This window comes from Nocardiopsis salina YIM 90010 (assembly GCF_000341025.1).
GTDB lineage: Bacteria > Actinomycetota > Actinomycetes > Streptosporangiales > Streptosporangiaceae > Nocardiopsis > Nocardiopsis salina.
In genome coordinates this window covers 14,764-35,134 of the sequence record NZ_ANBF01000127.1, presented here as the reverse complement: position 1 = coordinate 35,134, position 20,371 = coordinate 14,764, and the positions used below count along the sequence as shown (strand labels likewise).

Below are 20,371 nucleotides of genomic sequence, written 5' to 3'. Positions count from 1 at the left end.
TGATCAGTGCTGATGTCTCACAACCCCGACTTTGAAACAGCCCTGCCGGGTACGCGACGCGATGGCCTTCTGGGCCGAGCGCAACCTCTGATTCCGGCGACCTCGCCACTGCCCGGACCGCGTGCGGTCCGGGCGGTTCACATTCCGGCCCGACAACCACGAAGAAAGCGGCAGGGAAAAACCTCCGCCACCGGCGCTTCGGCAAGAATTCGGGGAGACGCCGAACGGGCCGGGTGGAGAACACGGGCCTGAACTTCCGCCCCACTCTCGGCGACACCCAGTCACCGAAACATCACCGAACTTGCGATCCTGACCTGCCCATATACGAGGCGCATCCGTGCACTCACCAACGGAAGCTGCGAACCCGGCACAGCACGGACCGAGGCCGCGCCGAATTGGAGACAAAGCTCTCACGCCGTTCTTTCCGAGTGAATCAGGTCTTACAATGATCTCGTTCAGAACTGTGAGAGGTGATTCGTGCATCTACTCCCGTCCGATACAGAAAAACTGCTTTTGTCGGTCGCCGGAATGATCGCCCGGGACCGCCGCGGCCGTGGGGTCGAGCTCAACCATCCCGAATCGGTGGCCCTGCTCTCGTGCTGGGTGATCGAGCGAGCGCGCGAGGGCGCCACCGTCGCCGAGCTGATGAACGAGGGCCGCACCGTGCTCCGGCGCGAGGAGGTCATGGACGGCGTTCCGGAGATGATCCCGAACGTGCAGGTGGAGGCCACCTTCCCCGACGGGCGCAAGCTCGTCACGATCACGGAGCCGATCCAATGATCCCCGGTGAGATCCGCACACGTTCCACCCCGCTCGACCTCAACGAGGACCGTGAACACCTGTCCCTCGTGGTGGTCAACACCGGGGACCGCCCCGTCCAGGTGGGCTCCCATCTGCACTTCCCCGACGCCAACCCCGTGCTGGACTTCGACCGCGAACGGGCCCGGGGATTCCGTCTCGCCGCCCCCGCCGGTACCTCGGTGCGGCTGGAACCCGGGGTGAGCCGCACCGTACACCTGGTCGCGCTGGGCGGGCGGCGCCACGTCCCCGGCCTGCAACTGGCCGACCCGAGCGAACTCTCCGGTACCGGGCAACGTCCGCCGCGCCCCGTGGTCCCGTTCGGCACTCCCGGCACCGACGTCCCGGAACCGCTCCGGGCCTCCGGCGCACCCGTACGGGTCAGCGGGGCCGGGGCGCACGATGGCGATCCGGCCGAAGTCGTGCCGACGGAGGACCGGCCCGCCGGCTCCACCGACCAGGACATCGACCCCGAAGGGACGGAGGAGCACCCGTGAGCCACATCGACCGCCGTGAGTACGCCCAGCTGTACGGGCCCACGGTCGGGGACCAGATCCGCCTCGCCGACACCGACCTGTGGATCGAGGTCGAACAGGACCTCACCGCCGGCGGCGACGAGACCGTCTTCGGCGGCGGCAAGACCATCCGGGAGTCGATGGGCCAGGGCACGACCACACGGTCCCAGGGCGCCCTCGACCTGGTGGTCACCAACGCGGTGGTCCTGGACCACTGGGGCATCGTCCGCGGTGACGTGGGTGTCCGGGACGGGCACATCGTCGCCGTCGGCAAGTCCGGGAACCCGGACACCATGGACGGGGTGCACCCGGATCTGCTGGTCGGTCCCGGCACCGACGTGATCGCCGGTGAGGGCAGGATCCTCACCGCGGGTGCGGTCGACACCCACGTGCACTTCCTCAGCGAGATCGAGATGCACGAGGCGCTCACCACCGGTACCACCACGGTGATCGGCGGCGGGACCGGCCCCACCGAGGGGTCGAAGGCCACGACGGTGACGCCGGGCGCCCACGCGCTGACGATGATGCACCGTGCCCTGGACCGTTTCCCGCTGAACGTGCTGCTGTTCAGCAAGGGCAGCACCGTGTCCCGGGAGTCGCTCGCCGAGGACGCCCTGGCCGGCGCCGGCGGGTACAAGGTGCACGAGGACTGGGGCGCCACCCCGGCCGCGATCGACGCGGCGCTGCGCGGCGCAGACGAGTTCGGCCTCCAGGTGGCGCTGCACGCCGACTCGCTCAACGAGACCGGGTACGTCCAGCACACACTGGACGCGATCGCCGGGCGCGGGATCCACGTGTTCCACGCCGAGGGAGCCGGCGGCGGCCACGCGCCGGACATCATCGTCACGGCCAGTGAGGCGAACGTGCTCCCGGCGTCCACCAACCCGACCCTGCCGCACACGGTGAACACGGTGGACGAGCACCTGGACATGCTCCTGGTGGTGCACCACCTGAACCCCAGGGTCCCCGAGGACCTCGCCTTCGCCGAGTCCCGGATCCGAGCCTCCACGATGGCGGCCGAGGACGTCCTCCAGGACATGGGCGCCATCTCGATCACCTCCACCGACGCCCAGGCCATGGGCCGTATCGGGGAGCTCATCTGCCGCACGTGGCAGGTGGCGCACGTGATGAAGAACCGGTTCGGCCGCTTGTCCTCCGACCTTCCGGCCGACAACGCCCGTGCGCGCAGGTACGTCGCCAAGTACACGGTCTGCCCTGCGGCGGCGCACGGCGTCGACCACGTGATCGGGTCCGTGGAGGCAGGCAAGATGGCCGACCTCGTGCTGTGGGACCCCGCCTTCTTCGGGATCCGTCCCACCGCGGTGATCAAGAGCGGTGCGGTCGTCGCGGCCCCGCTGGGTGACCCGAACGGGGCCGTTCCGGCACCGCAGCCGGTACTGATGCGCCCGGCACTGGCCGCGCGTGCGTCGTCCGCGGCCGACCTCGCGGTCAGTTTCGTGTCGCCGATGGCGATCGAGGACGGCCTGGCCGAGCGTCTGGACCTGCGGCGCCGTCTGGTGGGGGTGCGGCCGACCCGGCACCTCACCAAGGCGGACATGCCCAACAACACGGCGCTGCCGCGCATCGACGTGGACCCTGAGACGTTCGCGATCAGCATCGACGGCGAACCGGTCCGTCCCCAGCCAGCCGCCCAGGTGCCGCTCGCGCAGCGGTACACGATGTTCTAGGACACCGTGTGACCACACGACTGGGCACCCTGCTGCTGGCGGACGCACGTCTGCCGGTGGGAGGCCACACGTACTCGGCCGGGCTCGAACCTGCGCTGGCCGACGGCCTCGCGGTCGAACGGATCCCGGACTACATCGCGGCACGCCTGCGCACGGTGGGGCTGACGGAGACGGCCGCCTCGGTGCTCGCACACAGGGCGGCTGGGGGCACGTCCGCCCCCGGCGGCCCCGGTGTCGACCCGGAGGCGCTGGCCGACGGGCACGAGGCGCTCCTGGCACGGTCGCCGAGCGCTCCCCTGCGCGACATCTCGGGGCTGCTCGGGCGCGGGCTGGTGCGTCTGGCCTCCCACCTCTGGCCCGAGCACCCGGCGGTCGAGGCCCTGCGCAACCTGGACCGCTCTCCGCAGCGGCCGGTCGCGCTCGGGGTCGTCGCCGCGGTCATGGGTTCGTCGGAGGACGAGACGGCCCGGGTGGCCCTGTACGACGACGCCCAGACGGTGGCCTCGGCCGCCCTCAAACTCGCCCCCGTCGACCCGGTGGACGCCGCCGGGTGGGTCCTCGGATCCGAGGCGGTGATCGCGGAGGTCGCCGCCGAGGCGCTCGCGGTCCGCGGCGCCGACGACATGCCGGCCCGGACCGCACCACAGATCGAGGGTTGGTCCCTCGAACAACAGAACAGGACCAGGAGGATCTTCGTTGCCTGAACAGCAGAACACCGACACCGCCCCCGCCACCGCGTCCGAGGGACGCCGGGCCATGCGCCTGGGTGTCGCGGGGCCGGTCGGCACCGGCAAGAGCACCCTGATCGCGACCCTGTGCCGGGAGCTCGCCGAACAGGTGAGCATGGCGGTGGTCACCAACGACATCTACACCGACGAGGACGCCCGGCTGCTGCGCGCGGCCGGTGTGCTTCCGGTGGAGCGCATCCAGGCTGTGGAGACCGGGGCCTGCCCCCACACCGCGATCCGTGACGACGTCACCCCGACCCTGCTCGCGGTGGAGGACATGGAGGCGGAGTTCGCCCCGCTGGACCTGGTCGTGGTGGAGAGCGGCGGCGACAACCTCACCGCCACGTTCAGCCCGGCGCTGGCCGACGCCCAGATCTTCTGTCTCGACGTGGCCGGCGGCGGCGACGTGGCCCGCAAGGGAGGGCCCGGGATCGAACGGGCGGACCTGCTCGTTGTGAACAAGACCGACCTTGCCCCTCACGTGGGTGTCGACGCCGAACGCATGGTCGCCGACGCCAAGGAGTCCCGGGGCGGTCTCCCCGTGCTGGCGCTGAGCCAGCAGGACGACGTGTCGGTCAAGGCCCTGGCGTCCTGGGTCCTGCGGGTACTGGACGACCACCGGGCAGGGATCCATGTGCCGCGCGATCCCGGTCCGATGGCGCCGCACACGCACGCCGACGGCACGACCCACACCCACGAGGGTGCGGACCACGGTCACGAGCACGGGTGAGCGGTCGTCGATCAACGAATCGATTCCGGCCCGCATCACCGTGGAGCGCGTGGGCGGCCGGGTGCGCCTGACCGATCTGTCCGGCGGCACGTACCTGCGCGCCCAGCCGCTCGGGGTGCGCGGTGACACCGCACGCGTGGCCCTGGTGGGCACCTACGCGCTGTTGCTGACCGGGGACCACCTGCGGATGGAGATCACGGTCGGCCGGGGTGTGTGGCTGGAGTTGGTCGAACCGTCCGGGGTCGTCGCTTACGACACCCGGGGTGCCGGTCCCGCGAGTTGGCGGGCCGACCTCCGGGTGGGCGACGGCGGCTGTCTGGTGTGGCGGAGCGCCCCGTTCGTGGTCTCGGCCGGGGCCGACGTAACCAGGCGGACCCGGGTCGACGTGGCCGGCAGCGGCCGCGCGCTGGTCCACGAGACGCTGGTGCTCGGCCGGAGCTACGAGGCCGCCGGCGGTCCACTGCGATCGTCGGTGGAGGGCCGCGTCGACGGGCGGCCCGTGCTGGTGGAGGACCTGGACCTGCGCGGTCCGGGCTCGGCCGAGGTCCCGGGGGTCATGGGCGGGCACCGGGTCCTGGCCTCCACCTTCCTGCTCGGTGCCCGGCCGGAACGTGCGTCGGGCCCCGGGGAGACCCTGCTGCACGGCCCCGGCGCCCTCGCACGGGCGCTGGCCGGCCAGGCGCACGAGGCGGAATCCGCGGTCGCCGGTACCTGGGAGAACTGGAAGGCGGCCTTTGCCGACCCGTCCGGGTATGAAGGCCGCGCCGGTGGGCCGAGCGCAACCTCTGACCGGCGTCAGGGGGCGAAGCCGGTGCGACACTCCAGCAGGAACAGGGTGTCGTCCCCGGTGGCGAACTCCCGCACCGTCGTGAACCCCTGGTCCCGGTAGTGACGGGCGAGCTCCGGGCCGACGCAGCTCAACCGGAGCCACGCCCGCCCCTGGTGGGCGGCCTGGCGTGCGGCCCAGCGGGAGATGACGGCGCCCGGGCGCAGACCCCGGTACTCGGGGTGCGTGACGGTGGAGAAGAGGTGGAGCGCGTCGTCACCGGCGCGTTCCGCCTCGGCCCAGCCCTCGGTGGCCGGGCGGTCGAGCACCGTCGTGCAGCCGACGACGTCCTCCGGTTCGGCGGAGTTCCCGGGGTCGGTGCACAGGAGCCACATGAACCCGTGCCGGGCCTGACCGGCGAGGTCGTCGGCGTCCTCCCTGAGGGACGGCAGGCCGCGGTGCTCCAGCCAGGAGCAGCGCGCACGGATCATGTCGGCCACGGCGGCGGTGTCGGCGGCGGTCGCCTTGCGCATGCGGAACATGTCCTGCTCTCCAGGCGGGCCCGGCCCGCGGGGAAGGCCGCCGTTCGGGGGAATCGGTGCGACACGAGGAGTGGTTCCCCGCACCCGTGGGTTCACTCGCCCGGGAATGAGGCCTTGACCCTCACGCCGCGTGAGGCCACAGGCTGAACCCATGAGCAACGGAACCGGCCTTTTCCCAGCCTTCAGCATGAGCCCCGTGCCGACCCGACCCCCGGCGCCGCACCGCCGGAGCTCTTCAACGGCCTCTACGGCATGCCCGCCTTCGCCACCGTGGAGACGGCCGACCTCGACTGGTCCGCCGAGTTCTGGACGGAGGATCTGGGGTTCTTCGACTTCTTCTCCGTTCCGGGGCAGATCATCCACTTGCGGAGGTGGGCGTTCCGGGACGTCCTCCTGGTCCCCGAGCGCGAACCCGGTGCAGTGGGCGGCACCACCGGGGTGACGCTGAGCTTTTCCTGCGTGCTCGACCAGGTCGAGGAGATCGCGCAGGCCTGCGAGAAGCTGCGCCCCGCGTGCACGTCCGGCCCGGCGAAGACCCCGTGGAACACCGTCGAAGCCAACGCCCGCCGCCACGGATTGGACCCCGACACCGCGACCTGGGGATGATGGTGGAACCACCTCACGGCGAAGGAGCCGCCACCATGGACACCCCGCCCCAGCCGATGCACCCGGTTCGGCCGCGCCCCGCGTCACGCCTGCCGCGCGCCATCGTGCTGTGCCTGCTCGCGAGCGCCCTGCTCGGCGCGTTCACCGAGTGGCCGGTGTGGGCGTGTGTCGCGGTCGCGGTGCCGGCGAGCGCTCTGCTGTCCGGGCTCGTCACCGGGTATCTGCGCGGCGAACCGCGCGAACCGAGGCCGACCGAGGGGCCCGGGGCCTGATCCCGGCCCCGGACCCGGTCCGGTCACTCCGAGCGCAGCCCGTCCGGGCGCATCGTGCGCAGCAGGAGCGGCACGGTGACCAGCGTCGCCACGAGGACCGCACCGGCGCCCGCCGCGACCAGGAGCGCGATCTCACCCGCGTCGGTATCCATCGGCAACTCGGCCGCGCCGACCAGGAGCGCGCCCAGGGCCAGGCCGAACACACACGCGGTCACCACACCGAGAGCCACGGGCACCGCCGTCTGCCACAGCACCGATGCCACGAGCGTCCTGCGCCGGGTGCCGAACGCGGTGAGGACGGCATGCACCCGGCGGCGTTCGCGAACCTGTTCCACCGTCCCGACCGTCACCCCCGCCACGACCATGAGCAGGCAGGCGATCGCGCCGGCGAGCAGCATGAGTTTCATGTTGTCGAGCGCCGAGTGGGTGGCGTGGAGGGGTAGCGGATCGACGTGGGCGGTGGGGTCCACCGTGCCGGCGGCGGCCAGCATCTGTTCGCGGGCGTCCGGGTGGCTGTCGTCCAACCGCAACAGGACCGCGCGTTCCACCTCCTCGTCGACCTCGGCACCGGCCTGCGCCACGGCCTCGGGTGTTGCGAGCAGCGCCTCCTCACCGAAGCGCACCCCGGCCACCCCCGACTCCAACACGGTGAGGTCCGGAACGGTCCAGGGCGTGGACGGCTCTCGGTCACCGATCCCCACCTCGGACCCCGGTTCCATCCCGGCCCCTGCGGTGGCGAAGACGTCACCGGGCTCACAGGGTGGCAGGTCCGTGATCCGCTCCAGTGACGCACAGCCGGCGACCAGGATCCGACCGACCTCGCCGGAACCGGTCTCCGCGTGGATCTCCTGCACGAGCACGGCCTCCTCGACCGCGCTCTCACTCTCGAAGACCGCCTCGGGGTCACCCACTCGCGGTTCGCCGCTCAGGTTCACCTGCTCGTAGGGGTCCTCGTCCGGGGTCATCCCCACCGACAGTTCCTGCTCCGGGTCCGCCCCTTCCCTCTCGGTCGACTCGGCCCCGTTGAGCAGGGTCAGGAGTGCGATCGCCCCGGCAACGGTCACGACGATCCCGTTCACCGCACGGGTCGGACCGCCGCCCCCGGACGCCATGCGGCGGCGGGCGATCTGGAGGGAGAGCGGGCTCGACGGCAGCATCCGCACGGTCCGGTCGAGCAGCCACGGGAGCACGGCCGTCGTTCCGAGGAGCACCATGAGGAGGCCGACCGAGACCAGGACCACCCAGTTGACCGTCGTGGTCCCGAACACGTACGGCCCGAGCCCGGCGTAGAGCAGGGCTCCGCCGATCACCGGCAGCAGGAGCCTCCACCACAGCCGAGGGCGGCTGCGTTCGGCGCTGCGCACGACGCCGAGCGGCTCCGCGGCCACACCGCGCACGGCGAGCAGCACCACCCACAAGGCGATCAGCGGGACGAGCACCAGGACCAGGGCGGCGAGCGCGGGCACCGGCACCACGTCGGAGGCGAACACACCGTCGTCGATGGGTACGAGCTCCGCGAACGGGCGCCCCGCCAGGAAGAGCATCCCACCGAGCAGCATCCCGAGCAGGACCCCGACCAGGGTCTCCCCCACCGCGATCCGACGGGTGGAGACGCGGTCGGCGCCCATGAGCCTCACCGCCGCCAATCTGCGGTCCCGTGCCTGCCCGCCGAACCGCACGGCGGCGCTGAGGAAGACCACCACCGGGGTCAGCATCACGACCGTGCCGACCACGCCCAGCAGCAGGACGACCGGCCCGCCGAGGTCGTAGGGCTCCCCGCCTCCGCCGAAGGAGTCCAGTCGCACCACCGAAGCGCCGTCGTGTTCCAGGCCCTCGTGTCCCAGGTAGTAGACGAGCTCGTGGGGTCCGCTCAGACCTTCCTGCTCGATCTGGCCCACCACGGGGTGGTCGAGCCGGCGTTGCAGCGCCTCGTTCTCCGGGTCGTCGAGCCGTTCGGCCAGAGCGGGCGAGACCACCATCTCCCCGGGATCCGGTACTTCGTCGACGCCGGGCGGTGCGGGTGCCCGTTCCCCCTCGGCCTCGACCACCCACCCCGTGACGAGGGTGCCCCGGTGGTCGGCGTTGACCAGCGAGCCCCCGACCAGCGCGGTGTCGTCGCCCGGCGGCGGGTCCTCGAGCCCGTCGACGTTGTACGGGGAGGTCGAGCGCTCGTCGATGCGGTCCAGGATCGTCGGCAGCGACGCGGCCAGGAGCAGCATGGCCGTGGCCACACCGACGCCGACCGCGGTCAGGCAGGTACGGACGATGTTCTCGCGACCGCCGGTCAGGGACAGGCGGACCCCGATCATCAGGTCGTTCCACGACGAGGGCCTCACCGTGCACCCCCGGCGACGTCGAGGGTACGCCCGTCGCGCACGATGACCTCGCGGTCGGCGTAGGCGGCCACACGGGCTTCGTGTGTCACCAGGAGCACCGAGCTGCCGTTCTCACGTGCGGTGTCGGTGAGCAGGCGCAGCACCTTCTCCCCGTTGAGCGAGTCGAGCGCACCGGTGGGTTCGTCGGCGAAGACGACCCGGGGCCGTGTGACGAGGGCACGGGCGGCCGCGACCCGCTGGCCCTGTCCGCCGGAGCACGCACCGGGACGTCTGCGGGCCACGTCCGCCACGTCCAGGTGCTCCATGAGCCGCAGGGCCTCGCGTTCGGCCGCCCGGCGCCTCTGTCCGCCGAGCCGGAGGGGCAGCGCAACGTTCTCGACGCAGGAGAGTTCCGGGACGAGTTGGCCGAACTGGAAGAGGAACCCGAACTCGGTGCGGCGCAGTGCACTGAGCCGGGTGTCGGCTGCCCGGGCGAGGTCGGTGCCGGCGTAGTCGACGCGTCCGGCATCGGGACGGACGATCCCGGCGAGGCAGTGCAGGAACGTCGACTTGCCCGAGCCCGAAGGGCCCATGAGCGCGACGATCTCACCCTCCGCGAGGGTCAGGGAGGCCGCAGTCAGTGCCTGGGTGGGGCCGAAGGCCTTGCTGAGCCCGTATGCGGAGAGCAGCGGTCCCCGCGCCCCCGGGCCGACGGTCTCCGCTCGTGAGGTGGGCTGTGTCATCGGCCGCGGACCTCCCCGGACAGCTCGTTCAGGCGTGCCGCGGTCAGTTCGAGCCAGCGCAGGTCGGCCTCGAGGTGGAAGAGCGCGTGGTCGCAGATGAGCTGGTCGCCGAGATCGCCGTCGGCCTTGCGGCGAGTGAGCTCGCGCATCTGCCGCAGGTGTTCGGCCCGTTGCACGTCGAGGATCTCGTCGGCGGGGCGGCCGGTGAGCAGGGCGAGCACGACCTTGGTGTACAGGGCACTCTGGAGGTAGGGCTCCGGGCTCTCGGGGCGGCCCAGCCACTGTTCGACGTCGGTGACGCCGGCGTCGGTGACGGCGTAGCGCTTGCGCTCGGGACCGCCCCCGGCCTCGGTGGCGGCGACCTCGACGAGGCCGTTCTTGAGGAGCCGGGACAAGGTCGCGTACACCTGTCCGTAAGCGAGCGGGCGCTTGGTCGCGAAGTGTTCGTCGTAGGCGCGTTTGAGGTCGTAACCGTGCTGGGGCCGGCTCTCGAGCAGCCCCAGGAACGTGGGTCCCAGTGCAGACATGCCTCTGACTATACACACGAAGTATACTCGCGATGTATAGATGCCCGGGAAGAGGCGATCGCCCCCGCACACGACCGGAGGGCGTCGGACCGCGGTCCGACGCCCTCCGGTTCCGGGCGCACCCGGCGGCGGGGGGGTGTGAGTCAGCCGACAGGCTCGGCCGGGGGCCGGCCGCGACCGTCGTCGTCCGGGGCTCCGCTGTGCCCGGAGGCGGTGATCCCCGGGTCCTCGGCCTCGGGGTCGTGGGCCTGTGTGGCGCTCGCGGCCACCACGGCCGTGGTCCGTTCGTGCTCGCGCAGCCAGCGCACCAGGGAGATCGCGACCAGGGTCAGCACGGCGATCAACGGGAACGCCGTCACGACCGACAGGGTCTGCAACGCGTCCGTGCCACCGGCCGACATCACCGACACCGCGACCACGGCCAGGAGCATGGCCCACAGCACGCGGTTGGCACGAGCCGGCTCGGTCTCGTTGGGCAGATCCTTGGAGGTGGCCGAACCCATGATGTAGGAGGCCGAGTCCAGCGTCGTGGCCAGGAAGATCAGCAGCAGCGCCAGGAACAGGGCCGTGATGAGACCGCTGAGCGGGAACGCCTCCAGCGTCGCGAAGATCGCGGGTACAGCGCCTTCCGCTTCCAGGGTGTCAGCGATCGGTGCGGTGCCCTGCAGCTCGAAGGCCATACCGGAGTTGCCCAGCAACGAGAAGGCCAGCCAGCAGCCGAGGCTGCCGAACCCGCACATGCCGATGATGATCTGCCGCACGGTGCGGCCCTTGGAGATCTTCGCGCAGAACATGCCGACGAACGGGCCGTAGGAGATCCACCAGCCCCAGTAGAAGACCGTCCAGGCCTCCTCGAACCCGGAACCGCCGATCGGATCCATGTAAGTGCTCATGCGCACGATGTTCTGCGCGAGCATGCCGACGCTGTTGGTGAAGGTGTCCAGAATGAACACCGCCGGCCCCACGACGAGGACGAGCAGCCCCAGGGCGGCGGCAAGGTACAGGTTGAGGTTGGCCAGTCTCTTGAGGCCGTGGTGCAGACCGAAGAAGACACTGACGCCGAACAGCAGGGTCCAGAGGCCGATGACCACGGCGTTCAGGCCTGCGGTCGCCTCGACCCCGAGCATGCGGGAAGCGCCCTCGGAGATCGCGGGCACGGCCAGTCCGAGCGAGGTACCGGCGGCACCGATCATGCCGAGGACGAAGAGGACGTCGATGAGGTGGCCCGCCCAACCGTCGACGCGGTCGCCGAGGACGCCGCGGCAGGCCTCGCTGAGCCGCAGCCGGCGGACCTTGCGCACGTGGTACGCGTAGGCGAGCGCGAGGGAGGCGACGCAGAAGACCGCCCAGGCGGTCAGGCCCCAGTGGAACAGCGGGTAGGTGGACGCCCACTCCGCTGCTTCGGTGCCGCGGGGCTCGAGCCCGTAGGGCGGCTCGGTGAAGTAGTGCGCCCACTCGATGATGCCCCAGTACATGAGGCCGCCGCCGATCGCAGCGGTGAAGAGCATGGCGAGCCAGGTGGGGGTGGAGAACTCGGGCCGGTCCTCCGGCTTGCCCATCTTGATGTTGCCGAAGCGGCTGCATGCGAGCCACACCAGCAGGGCGGCCAGGCCCAGGACGAACCAGATGTAGACCCAACCGAAGTCGGACTCGAGTCGCGATAACACGCTCCCGAGTACCCGTTCACCCATCTCCGGGGCGAGAACGAACGGTGCGGTGAAGCCGACCACGAGGATCAGCGATGGCCAGAAGACTTTGGGATCGATGTTCCAACGGATGACTCAAGTCACCTCCGACGCCGGGGTCACAACTTCCCCAGTGCTACTCCCTTGCGCTTGACTAATCAACCAGTCAGCCATCGCATCGTTGCGATCCTGAGTGGACGGTCAAGATCCGGACACGGAGAAAATCCCCCAGTTCCAGGGGTTGAGCCATCGCAACACCCCCGTGGTGCGCCGTTCATAACGAAGCGGCAAACCACTTCCGTTGCGATAATCGCTACGGCCCTGCTACGTTCGCTGCCGTGAACGGCGAAGCAACCGACGATGTGCGCGACAGGGCCCGCACGGCGATCCACAGATCGGGGATCTCCCAGCGGGAGTTCGCGGACCGGCTCGGCATCGACCCCACCAAACTGTCCAAGTCCCTGACGGGTCGGCGGAGGTTCACCCCGGAGGAACTCGCGGCCATCGCCCACGAGGCCGGCGTGACCGTGAACTGGCTGCTCAACGGCGACGACGACGCGGTCACGGTGGCGGCGGCACCGCGGGACACAGCGGTGGCGCGTCCGGCGGGCGCAGCCGACCGTCCCCTGGCCGTGAAAGAACACAACCGAAGACTGCAGATCATCGAGGCCGCCTGGACGCTCATCGCCGAGCGCGGGTTCCACTCGGTGCGGGTGGCCCAGGTCGCCCGGGCGTGCGGGACCTCCAGCGCGACCGTGCACTACCACTTCCCGACCCTCAACCACCTGCTCGAGGAGGCGTTGCGCCACTCGGTCAAGCAGGCCTTCGACCGCCAGGTCGCCGGGCTCCACGAGATCGAGGACGCACACGAGCGCCTGCTCAGCCTGATCGAGCTCCAGCTGCCCGCCTCGGAGCGGCTCCAGCTCGAGTGGTCGATCTGGATGCAGGTGTGGACCTCAGCGGCGCTCGACCCCGAGATGCGCGAGATCCACGCGGACTCCTACCGCCGCTGGCACGAGACCATCGCCCGCACCCTCACCGAGGGCATCGAGACCGGGGTCTTCGCCGACGAGGGCGCCGAGGAGATGACCAAACGGCTGACCGCACTGATCGACGGCATGGGCATTCAGGTCATGACCGGGATGCCCGGGCGCTCCGTCGAGCACATGCGGCGCACACTGCACGAACTCATCGAGCGCGAGTTCCTGGAGCGGGACTGAAGCCGGACCGGAACGGGACCTGCTCGGTCCCGGAACAGTTCCGGTCTGCCCCAGCGCGACCGCCCGACACACCCGACACTCCCAGACCACGACCCCGGCGGGGACCCGCCCGGGGGCGATCAGCCACGCCCAGAGAAAGGCGAGATCCGTCGTGAGCGACACCCTGAACCAGAACGTCATCCTCACCACGGCCCTGACAGGGGCCGGCGACACCGTGGGGCGCAGCGAGCACGTGCCCGTGACGCCCGCACAGATCGCGGCCTCGGCCGTGGAGGCGGCCGAGGCCGGCGCGAGCGTGGTGCACATCCACGTGCGCGACCCCGAGACCGGCGCCCCCTCGCGCGACAACGCCCTCTACCGCGAGGTCGTCGACCGCATCCGCCAGACGGGCATCGACGTGGTCATCAACCTGACCGCCGGCATGGGCGGCGACCTGGTCATCGGGCAGGACGACCCGCTGAAGTTCGAGGAGGGCACCGACCTGGTCAACGGTCTCGACCGCCTGCCGCACGTCGAGCAGATCCTCCCCGACATCTGCACCCTCGACTGCGGAACCCTCAACTTCGGCGACGGCAGCAGCGTCTACATCTCCACGCCGGACATGCTGCGCGCCGGCGCCGAGCGCATCCAGGAGCTGGGTGTGCGACCCGAGCTGGAGATCTTCGACACCGGCCAGCTGTGGTTCGCCAAGACGATGCACGCCGAGGGGCTCATCGACGACCCGTCGCTGTTCCAGCTGTGCACGGGCATCCCCTACGGCGCCCCGTCCGACCCTGCGGTGCTGCAGTCGATGGTGAACATGCTGCCCGAGGGCGCCCAGTGGGCCAGCTTCTCGATCGGCCGCAAGCAGATGCCGTGGCTGGCGCAGTCCGTGCTCATGGGCGGCCACGCCCGCGTGGGTCTGGAGGACAACCTCTACCTCAGCAAGGGCGTGAAGGCCACCAACGGCCAGCTCACCGAGAAGGCCGTGAACATCATCGAGCAGCTCGGCGCCCGCGTGGCCACCCCCGACGAGGCGCGCAAGCAGCTGAACCTGCGCAGCCTGAACGCCTGATCCGCGACCGACGCACCCCGAGAGGCCCGACATGACACAGATCGCCAAGACCTCCCCCGAGTCCGTGCGCACGGTCGCCTGCATCGGCGCCGGCGTGATCGGCGGGGGCTGGGTCGCCCACTTCCTCGGCCGCGGTTACCAGGTGGTGGCCTGGGACCCGGCACCCGACGCCGAGCAGAAACTGCGTTCGCTGGTGGACTCCGCCTGGCCGGCGCTCGAGCGGCTCGGCCTGGCCGAGGGCGCCTCGACCGAAAACCTGACGGTCGCCCCGACGCTGGCCGGAGCGGTCGCCGACGCCGACTTCGTGCAGGAGAGTGCACCCGAGCGCCTGGACCTCAAGGCCGACCTGCTGGCGGAGATCGACGCGGCCCTCCCGGAGGGGGTCGTGGTGGGCTCTTCCACGTCCGGATACAGCATGTCCGAAATGCAGGTGAAGGCGGCCGACCCGTCGCGCCTGGTCGTCGGGCACCCGTTCAACCCGCCGTACCTGGTTCCGCTTGTCGAGGTCGTGGGCGGTGAGAAGAGCGAGCAGTGGGCCGTGGAGTGGGCCTCGGAGTTCTACCGCCTGGCCGGCAAATCCGTCATCACGATGGACCAGGAGCTTCCCGGTTTCATCGGCAACCGGATCCAGGAGGCCGCGTGGCGCGAGGCGCTGCACATGGTCGCCGAGGGTGAGGCGACCGTGGCGCAGATCGACCAGGCCATGACCGACGGGCCGGGCCTGCGGTGGGCCTTCCACGGTCCGTGCACCACGTTCCACCTGGCCGGTGGCGAGGGCGGCATGGCACACATGCTCGACCATTTCGGCCCGTCCCTGAAGGCCCCTTGGACCCGCCTGGAAGCGCCCGAGCTCACCCCCGAGCTGCGGGACCGGATGGTGGAGCAGACCGACGAGGTCGTGGACGGGCGTTCCACTGCCGAGCTCATCGCCCAGCGCGACCGCCGCATGATCGCGATCATGCGCGCGCTCGAGGAGGTCGAGCGCGAGGAGGGGCGGGCATGAGCACGACCCTGAGCGAACGGGTGCGCCCGGAGTGGATCGATTACAACGGCCACCTGACCGAGGGCGGGTACGTGTTCGTCTTCGGTTACGCCACGGACGCGCTCATGGAGCACGTCGGGCTGGGGCCCGAGTACCGCGAGGCATCCGGGTGCTCGCTGTACACGGTGGAGGCGCACGTGCGGTACCTCGACGAGGTGGGCGCCGACGCGGAGCTGCAGGTGTCGACCCTGGTCGTGGGCGCGGGCGCGAAGAAGCTGCGCCTGTGCCACGAGATGCGGGTGGACGGCACCTTGGTGGCGACCGAGGAGATCCTGGCTCTGCACGTCGACCAGGAACAGGGGCGGGCCGTGGCCTTCCCCGACCAGGTCGCCGAACGCATCGCGGCCGAGCTGGAGCAGGCGCCGGAGTACGCCGGGCATTCCATCTCCGGCTGAGCCGTATGGTCTGCAGCTGCCCTGCGCCCGATGGGCGGAGGGGGCGGTCAGCTCGCGAGCTGGTCGTCCGTCCAGGGTCTGTTCGGTGGACGCCTTCCGTCACCTCGACCGACCACTGCGCCGTAAGGCGTCGGTCGAGGGTGGTGGCGGGTGACGGTGTGGGCCGGTGTTGGTCGAACAGGCCCTAGCGGCGCAGGGCACGCCAGGCCGCGATCCAGCGCTGGCACTCGGCCTCGTCCTCGCCCACGCAGGCGGTGATGAAGGCCAACAGCATGACGTAGCGGGGCAGTCGCTCGCTCTCGAGCGCGGCATGGAAGGCAGACGCACTGACCGTGCCTCCGCTGCGGTACTCCAGCTCCTGGTACGTGGGGCCTCCGGCCCAGGCGAGGCAGCGCCGCATGATGAGCGTGAACTCGGCGGGTGTGCGCGCGTGCAGGGGGTCGGGACGGGCCACCGAGGCCAGGGATCGGTTGGGCCCGGTCGGTTCGAGGACGCCCGTGGGGGACAAAGGTGAGGCTCCCTTCGCGAAACTGCTTCGGGTTTCGGTGGTGCCCTCCGATGTTCCGGGCAGGGGGCACCGGGGCGAGAAGATCGCCTGGAGCGGGGTGGACCGGGCCGGGTGCAGAAGATCCCCGGCTGTTCGTCCTGAGTGGAATCTACCGGACGTTTCAGACCCGCGAAAGCTTCCTACCTCCGGGGCACGGGCATCCCCGCCCCCAACGAGAGGGGGAACGCGCACATTTCATGTTCGGCGCCGACGCTGTTCTGCGTGTGACGGCGCAGCGACCGGGAAAAACGTCCGGGGGGTACTCCTCCAGCTCCGCTGTCCCCGCTCGGGCGGACTTTTGTTCAGATCACGCTCTCAGGGCGCCATAACTGACCGACCGAAACTGTTTTTCATCCTTGACCGGAATCCGGTTGCCAGGTCACCACGGTCGCGTCGTCGCTGCGTTTGCCACGGGGGAACCGCAGCCCGTCCGGGTCGGCGGACTCCAAGGACCTGACCTGGTCGATCAGGGCGCGTGGGCTGCGGCCGAGCGCCATGCCGGCCGCGGAGTCCCAGTCGTGGGCGCCGAACACGTCGACGGCACGAGAGGCCCCGTCGGTCATCGCCACGAACCCGCATACCCCCTCGATCGGGACTGAACCGGCCAGGGCCGCGTCGGCCGCGCGGGGGTCGGAGCCGGCCGTCCAGAAACCCCCGTCGACATTGCGGTGGGCCCGGATCTCGTGGCGGCGCCGGTCTTCTTCTTCCACGCGGGCGGGTGTTCCCGGTTCGGTCTCGTAAGGGGCCCGGGCCAGCTCGGCACGCAAGTCGTCCAGGCGGGTCTCCGCGAACAAGCGTGCGCCCCCGGATCCGGTCACGACCAGCACGGAGTCGGAGAGCACCAGGTACTCGAGCCGGTCCCCGTGGACCCGGACCACGACGGCGGTGGCCGAGGGGCTCTCCTGCCGGGTGAGGTCGCAGGTCTCGGCGTGCAGGGAGGAAGCCTGCTCGACAGCCCCGGCCAGGGCCTCTCGGAGCGGAGATCCGGGTTCCGATCCGTCGTCTGCCGCGGGCCCGGACCCGGCGTCTGCCGCTGCGAGCAGCAGTCCCCCGAGCCGTCTGGTGTACCAGGCCACGCCGTGCACGCACCCATTGCCGGGCCGACCGCTCACACCGTCGAGGAGGACGGCGGTGCGGTCGGTGGCGGCGGCGAAGTCCTCGTTCTCCCGGTCGCTGCTCCCGGGCCGGGTCGCGATACGGAACGGCACGGCACATCCCTTCCCCGCGGGCGGCGGCTCCGCCCGTCGGGTTCATCCTGCCGCAGGCCCCCGCATGCACGCGGGGCCGGGGGCGATGCCCCCGGCCCCTGGGTGTCGGTGCGGTCAGTGCACGACGACGGTGGCGTGGATGTCCAGGTGTCCGTTCTCCCAGAGCCAGTCCATCGCGGCCAGGCTCACCCGGGCGCAGCCCTTGGAGGCGGGTTCGGCGGGCACGCTCGGGTAGCCGTGCACCGCGATGCCGCCGTTGAAGTACTTGGGCTTGTACAGCGAGCCGTAGGGGCCCGGGTCCCAGGCGTCGACCTCGCGGAAGACGTCGTAGGTGCCCGTGGGCGTGGTCGCCACACGCTCGCTCCCGTCGTCGCCCTCGTAGGGCTCGCCGGAACCGGTGGAGGTGTGGATGGTGCGCTGCACCTCGCCGTCGGAGACGACCAGGAGCAGTTGGTTGTCGAGGTCGATCTCCACGACCGCACCCTCGGACGTGGTGGCCGAGGGCACCACGCCGTCCTCGAGGGCCTCGAGGGTGGCGGGGCCCACAATCCCGTCACGGTCGAGGCCGGCCGCCTTCTGGAGCGCGATCACGGCGTGCTCGGTGTGCAGGCCGAACTCGCCGTCGGCACCGTCGATCCAGTACCCGAGCTCGGCCAGGCGCTCCTGGAGCGCCTCGACCTGGTCGCCGCTGTCACCGGAGCGCAGCTCCTCGGTGATACCGGTCTCGGCGGGCGCCTGCGACACGGCCGGGGCCGAGGAAGCGGGCGCGGAAGGGACCGCGGCGGTCGCGGGGGCAGGCGCTGCGGTGGCGGGTGCGGGTACCAGAGCCGTGCCGACCGCCAGGACACCGGCGGTGGCCACGGCGATCAGGGCGGACCTGGCGGAGAACCTGTCGGGGATCCGTACGGGGGATGACAGAGGGGTAGCCATGTCCACCATTGTGCCCCGAAGGCGGGATCCGCGCGCCCCCGGGACGGAATCCGTGCCGCCGGGTGCCGCACCACCCACGCGCGCGGCGCCCGGCCACCGGCCCTCAGCTCAGCGCCCGTCCCCCGTACACGCACCTGCGCATGAGCGCGTCCAGCGGCCCGGGCCGCCCGGTACTTCCGAGCCAGGACGCCAGTGCCAGGGACACGCACCAGGCCAGGGCGGCGGCGACCAGCGCACCGAACCCGCCCACGGTGGTTCCGAGCCCCACCAGGTCGGGGTGCAGGACCACGGCGACCAGCACCGAGTTGAGGATGTAGAAGGTCAGCGACCGCTCCCCCATCGCGGCGACGGCCCGGGTGGCGGCGCCCTTGCGGCGTTCCAACCGGAGCGCGAGCAGAGTGAAGGCCGCCGCGTACCCGGCGCCGCCGAACACCCCGGTCAGCACCTGCAGGGCGAGCAGCAGACCTCCTTCGACCACGCCCGGGGCGAGAACACCGAGCGCCATGAGCGCCGACGGAACCGCGCCGGCCACCGACACCGCGACGCCGACGACGGCGATGCGCACCAGGAGCGGACGGTGCGCCCGGGGGTCGTCCAGGATGCGGGCGCGTCCGGCCCGGTACCCGAGCAGGACCAGCAGGAACAGCGGGTAGGCCACACCGATGAACACGGGTCCGAAAGGCAGGCCGAACAGCCGCTCGAACCAGTCCATCGGCGTGAGGTAGCCCGGGACCGCGAAGGACTCCTCGGCACCCTCCATCTCCATGCCGAGCTGCCCACCGATCGTGAAGAGCGGCACGGTGACCGCGTAGAAGACCGCGAACACCACGGCAGCCCGCACAATGGCCCGGTTCGACCTCAGCAGCAGCCACCCGGTGACCAGGGCCGCCAGGCCGTAGGAGGTGAGGATCTCCCCGGGGAAGACGAACAGTGCGTGCACGAACCCGAAGAGCAGCAGGAACCAGCCGCGGCGGCGCAGCAGGCGCCGGATCTCACGGTGGCCGGTCCCCCGGTCGGCCTGGCGGCTCACCATCCACGCCATCCCGTACCCGAACAGGATCGCGAACATCGGGAAGGCGCGGTTGTCGAGGAACAGGTGGGTCAGGGCCGAGGCGGTGCGATCGAGCGCCCCCTCCCCCGAGGCGTCGGTGCCGAATCCGACACCCGCGTACACGCCTGCGTAGGCCATGGCGATGAGCAGCAGCATGAACCCGCGCGCGAGGTCGGGAGCGAGTACACGTTCCTTCCGTGCCCGGGCGTCCGGTGTGGACATCTGGTCTCCTCGGATCGTGGGTCGGTCAGGACCAGACTGCCGCGGGCGGGCCCGGACACGGATCGGCCGATCGGTCGGGGCGGGTCCTCCGACCAGCCAGGTCCGCGCCGGGCTCACGCGGTCACACGTCGGCTGCGCTCGCGAAGAACCAGGCGATGGACAGCGCACCGGGGTCGACCACATCGGCTGCGCGTTCGCCCAGGTAGCTGGCGCGTCCCTTGCGGGCGACCATCCCGCCGGTGCTCTCGGCACCGGCGTGGGCGGCCTCGGCGGCCTCGCCCAGCGCTTCGCGCCACCCGTCCGTTGCACTGCCGGCCAGCGCCTGCACGGCCGGGACCATCGCGTCGACCATGGTCTTCTGACCGACCTGCGCGCCGCCCAGCCGCTGGACCGCGGCCGTTGCGGTGTCGAAGACCGAGGCCAGGTCGGCGACGGTCCAGGGTGCCTCTGGACCGTGGGCCACCCGGCCGAACCAGAGCCCGAACAGGGGCCCGCTGGTGCCGCCCGAGGCGAGGAAGGTGTCGGAGACCGTCTTGAATACCTCGGCCGGGTGGGCGGCGTCGATACCGTCCAGGGCCGAGCGCGCACGCCCGAGGGAGGTGTCGATGTTCCAGCCGAAATCGCCGTCGCCGGCCCTGCGGTCGAGGTCGGTGAGGTCGTCGGCGCCCCGGGAGATCCGGTCGGCGAAGGCGAGGAACCAGGCCTTCGTGTCCGGTCCGCTCAGCCGGGCGGCGTCACCTGTGTCGGTCATGTGCTCCCTCTTCCCGTCGTGGATCAGCCCGTCGTG

At 71.0% G+C, this 20,371-nt stretch carries 22 protein-coding genes; 12 read left to right on the top strand and 10 right to left on the bottom strand.

The window, feature by feature from the left end:
- The first annotated feature begins 477 nt into the window (after nucleotides 1–477).
- Genes D474_RS0114520 through D474_RS28800 form a run of 6 tightly spaced genes read left to right on the top strand, consistent with a single transcriptional unit; the run spans nucleotide 478 to nucleotide 5,348 of the window.
- On the top strand, nucleotides 478–780 hold the full coding sequence (locus D474_RS0114520) for an urease subunit gamma (RefSeq protein ID WP_026118488.1): 303 nt from the start codon (nucleotides 478–480) through the stop codon (nucleotides 778–780).
- Complete coding sequence (locus D474_RS34430; RefSeq protein WP_017614279.1) at nucleotides 777–1,295, top strand: urease subunit beta; 519 nt, start codon at nucleotides 777–779, stop codon at nucleotides 1,293–1,295. The genes D474_RS0114520 and D474_RS34430 overlap by 4 nt, the downstream gene beginning before the upstream one ends.
- Nucleotides 1,292–3,001: an urease subunit alpha gene (locus tag D474_RS0114510; protein WP_017614278.1), complete on the top strand. Its 1,710-nt coding sequence runs from the start codon at nucleotides 1,292–1,294 to the stop codon at nucleotides 2,999–3,001. Before D474_RS34430 ends, D474_RS0114510 begins: the two co-directional genes overlap by 4 nt.
- 8 nt (nucleotides 3,002–3,009) lie before the next feature.
- Nucleotides 3,010–3,705 (top strand): urease accessory protein UreF, encoded by a 696-nt coding sequence (locus D474_RS0114505; RefSeq protein ID WP_017614277.1) that lies wholly within the window; start codon nucleotides 3,010–3,012, stop codon nucleotides 3,703–3,705.
- Nucleotides 3,706–3,757: 52 nt separating this feature from the next.
- Entirely contained in the window at nucleotides 3,758–4,459 is a 702-nt protein-coding gene (gene ureG, locus D474_RS0114500) for an urease accessory protein UreG (RefSeq protein ID WP_051050979.1), read from the top strand.
- Nucleotides 4,431–5,348 (top strand): urease accessory protein UreD, encoded by a 918-nt coding sequence (locus D474_RS28800; RefSeq protein ID WP_017614275.1) that lies wholly within the window; start codon nucleotides 4,431–4,433, stop codon nucleotides 5,346–5,348. Before ureG ends, D474_RS28800 begins: the two co-directional genes overlap by 29 nt.
- Here D474_RS28800 and D474_RS28795 read toward each other — a convergent pair.
- A complete protein-coding gene (locus tag D474_RS28795) occupies nucleotides 5,255–5,767 on the bottom strand; it encodes a hypothetical protein (protein WP_017614274.1) in 513 nt (170 codons plus the stop codon). The genes D474_RS28800 and D474_RS28795 overlap by 94 nt on opposite strands.
- A 252-nt stretch (nucleotides 5,768–6,019) precedes the next feature.
- Here D474_RS28795 and D474_RS28790 point away from each other — a divergent pair, with 252 nt between their 5' ends.
- Nucleotides 6,020–6,373: a glyoxalase/bleomycin resistance/dioxygenase family protein gene (locus D474_RS28790; RefSeq protein WP_017614273.1), complete on the top strand. Its 354-nt coding sequence runs from the start codon at nucleotides 6,020–6,022 to the stop codon at nucleotides 6,371–6,373.
- 35 nt (nucleotides 6,374–6,408) lie between these two features.
- Entirely contained in the window at nucleotides 6,409–6,645 is a 237-nt protein-coding gene (locus D474_RS0114475; protein WP_017614272.1) for a hypothetical protein, read from the top strand.
- 23 nt (nucleotides 6,646–6,668) lie between these two features.
- Here the strand turns inward: D474_RS0114475 and D474_RS0114470 are convergent, their stop codons facing one another.
- The 4 genes from D474_RS0114470 to D474_RS0114455 form a co-directional block, all read right to left on the bottom strand.
- Nucleotides 6,669–8,954 carry an ABC transporter permease gene (locus D474_RS0114470; protein ID WP_017614271.1) on the bottom strand — a complete coding sequence of 762 codons (2,286 nt, stop codon included), beginning with the start codon at nucleotides 8,952–8,954 and terminating at the stop codon, nucleotides 6,669–6,671.
- Nucleotides 8,955–8,977: 23 nt separating this feature from the next.
- Nucleotides 8,978–9,703 (bottom strand): ABC transporter ATP-binding protein, encoded by a 726-nt coding sequence (locus D474_RS0114465; RefSeq protein ID WP_017614270.1) that lies wholly within the window; start codon nucleotides 9,701–9,703, stop codon nucleotides 8,978–8,980.
- Nucleotides 9,700–10,230 (bottom strand): PadR family transcriptional regulator, encoded by a 531-nt coding sequence (locus D474_RS0114460; protein ID WP_017614269.1) that lies wholly within the window; start codon nucleotides 10,228–10,230, stop codon nucleotides 9,700–9,702. The genes D474_RS0114465 and D474_RS0114460 overlap by 4 nt, the downstream gene beginning before the upstream one ends.
- Before the next feature lie 143 nt (nucleotides 10,231–10,373).
- Complete coding sequence (locus D474_RS0114455; RefSeq protein ID WP_017614268.1) at nucleotides 10,374–11,960, bottom strand: BCCT family transporter; 1,587 nt, start codon at nucleotides 11,958–11,960, stop codon at nucleotides 10,374–10,376.
- 293 nt (nucleotides 11,961–12,253) lie between these two features.
- Between D474_RS0114455 and D474_RS0114450 the strand changes: the two genes are divergently transcribed.
- The 4 genes from D474_RS0114450 (at nucleotide 12,254) to D474_RS0114435 (ending at nucleotide 15,626) form a co-directional block, all read left to right on the top strand.
- Nucleotides 12,254–13,135, top strand: a complete 882-nt coding sequence (locus D474_RS0114450; RefSeq protein ID WP_017614267.1) for a TetR/AcrR family transcriptional regulator — start codon at nucleotides 12,254–12,256, stop codon at nucleotides 13,133–13,135.
- 151 nt (nucleotides 13,136–13,286) lie between these two features.
- Entirely contained in the window at nucleotides 13,287–14,189 is a 903-nt protein-coding gene (locus tag D474_RS0114445; protein WP_017614266.1) for a BKACE family enzyme, read from the top strand.
- A gap of 31 nt (nucleotides 14,190–14,220) precedes the next feature.
- Nucleotides 14,221–15,192, top strand: a complete 972-nt coding sequence (locus D474_RS0114440; protein ID WP_017614265.1) for a 3-hydroxyacyl-CoA dehydrogenase NAD-binding domain-containing protein — start codon at nucleotides 14,221–14,223, stop codon at nucleotides 15,190–15,192.
- On the top strand, nucleotides 15,189–15,626 hold the full coding sequence (locus D474_RS0114435; protein ID WP_017614264.1) for a thioesterase family protein: 438 nt from the start codon (nucleotides 15,189–15,191) through the stop codon (nucleotides 15,624–15,626). The genes D474_RS0114440 and D474_RS0114435 overlap by 4 nt, the downstream gene beginning before the upstream one ends.
- 184 nt (nucleotides 15,627–15,810) lie before the next feature.
- Here the strand turns inward: D474_RS0114435 and D474_RS0114430 are convergent, their stop codons facing one another.
- The 5 genes from D474_RS0114430 to dhaL all read right to left on the bottom strand — a co-directional run bounded on the left by D474_RS0114430 (nucleotide 15,811) and on the right by dhaL (nucleotide 20,335).
- The gene (locus D474_RS0114430; protein WP_017614263.1) at nucleotides 15,811–16,134 is read right to left on the bottom strand and encodes a hypothetical protein; all 324 of its coding nucleotides are present in this window, start codon (nucleotides 16,132–16,134) and stop codon (nucleotides 15,811–15,813) included.
- A 389-nt stretch (nucleotides 16,135–16,523) separates the two neighbouring features.
- Nucleotides 16,524–17,381, bottom strand: coding sequence for a hypothetical protein (locus D474_RS0114425; protein WP_017614262.1), 858 nt, complete (start codon nucleotides 17,379–17,381; stop codon nucleotides 16,524–16,526).
- 114 nt (nucleotides 17,382–17,495) lie between these two features.
- On the bottom strand, nucleotides 17,496–18,320 hold the full coding sequence (locus D474_RS0114420; RefSeq protein ID WP_017614261.1) for a L,D-transpeptidase family protein: 825 nt from the start codon (nucleotides 18,318–18,320) through the stop codon (nucleotides 17,496–17,498).
- 94 nt (nucleotides 18,321–18,414) lie between these two features.
- Nucleotides 18,415–19,584: a DUF418 domain-containing protein gene (locus D474_RS0114415; RefSeq protein WP_017614260.1), complete on the bottom strand. Its 1,170-nt coding sequence runs from the start codon at nucleotides 19,582–19,584 to the stop codon at nucleotides 18,415–18,417.
- A gap of 121 nt (nucleotides 19,585–19,705) precedes the next feature.
- A complete protein-coding gene (gene dhaL, locus D474_RS0114410) occupies nucleotides 19,706–20,335 on the bottom strand; it encodes a dihydroxyacetone kinase subunit DhaL (RefSeq protein ID WP_026118485.1) in 630 nt (209 codons plus the stop codon).
- Between the last annotated feature and the right edge of the window lie 36 nt (nucleotides 20,336–20,371).

Bases quoted from the DNA above. Each gene is read 5' to 3' on its own strand.
- D474_RS34430 (WP_017614279.1), top strand. From the start codon at position 777: ATGATCCCCGGTGAGATCCGCACACGTTCCACCCCGCTCGACCTCAAC.
- ureG (WP_051050979.1), top strand. From the start codon at position 3,758: ATGCGCCTGGGTGTCGCGGGGCCGGTCGGCACCGGCAAGAGCACCCTG.
- D474_RS28795 (WP_017614274.1), bottom strand. From the start codon at position 5,767: ATGTTCCGCATGCGCAAGGCGACCGCCGCCGACACCGCCGCCGTGGCC.
- D474_RS28790 (WP_017614273.1), top strand. From the start codon at position 6,020: ATGCCCGCCTTCGCCACCGTGGAGACGGCCGACCTCGACTGGTCCGCC.
- D474_RS0114475 (WP_017614272.1), top strand. From the start codon at position 6,409: ATGGACACCCCGCCCCAGCCGATGCACCCGGTTCGGCCGCGCCCCGCG.
- D474_RS0114470 (WP_017614271.1), bottom strand. From the start codon at position 8,954: ATGATCGGGGTCCGCCTGTCCCTGACCGGCGGTCGCGAGAACATCGTC.
- D474_RS0114465 (WP_017614270.1), bottom strand. From the start codon at position 9,703: ATGACACAGCCCACCTCACGAGCGGAGACCGTCGGCCCGGGGGCGCGG.
- D474_RS0114460 (WP_017614269.1), bottom strand. From the start codon at position 10,230: ATGTCTGCACTGGGACCCACGTTCCTGGGGCTGCTCGAGAGCCGGCCC.
- D474_RS0114440 (WP_017614265.1), top strand. From the start codon at position 14,221: ATGACACAGATCGCCAAGACCTCCCCCGAGTCCGTGCGCACGGTCGCC.
- D474_RS0114435 (WP_017614264.1), top strand. From the start codon at position 15,189: ATGAGCACGACCCTGAGCGAACGGGTGCGCCCGGAGTGGATCGATTAC.
- D474_RS0114420 (WP_017614261.1), bottom strand. From the start codon at position 18,320: ATGGTGGACATGGCTACCCCTCTGTCATCCCCCGTACGGATCCCCGAC.
- D474_RS0114415 (WP_017614260.1), bottom strand. From the start codon at position 19,584: ATGTCCACACCGGACGCCCGGGCACGGAAGGAACGTGTACTCGCTCCC.
- dhaL (WP_026118485.1), bottom strand. From the start codon at position 20,335: ATGACCGACACAGGTGACGCCGCCCGGCTGAGCGGACCGGACACGAAG.